Source organism: Cobetia sp. SIMBA_158, from assembly GCF_046566945.1.
GTDB lineage: Bacteria > Pseudomonadota > Gammaproteobacteria > Pseudomonadales > Halomonadaceae > Cobetia > Cobetia amphilecti.
The window spans coordinates 1-264 of the sequence record NZ_JAWJYL010000516.1; the positions used below are offsets into that span (position 1 = coordinate 1).

A 264-nucleotide genomic window follows, 5' to 3' on the forward strand; every position below is an offset into this window, starting at 1 on the left:
GCATGATCGGCATCCATGCTCAGCGGCAGATGGGGGCCGTGCTGCTCGATTGCACCGCAAGGAATGATGACGCGATCGAACTGCGTGGCCAATGCGGCCGCCACGTCCTCATACGTCATGCGTGCAAGATGCAGCATTTCCGGCAGTTTGAGATTGCTCACGATCAGGCCTTCTTGTTGCGGTTCAGAAATCTGGATCTCGCGTCCGCGGTCCGCGCGTTGCCGAGATATCCACGCAGGTCATCGAGCGTCATCTGCAGCAGAG

1 protein-coding gene is annotated in these 264 nt (G+C 59.1%); it reads right to left on the reverse strand.

Annotation, left to right across the window (positions count from 1 at the left end):
- A partial coding sequence (locus R2R70_RS20905; protein WP_410979036.1) for a creatininase family protein occupies positions 1-137 on the reverse strand: 137 nt, incomplete at its 3' end.
- Between the last annotated feature and the right edge of the window lie 127 nt (positions 138-264).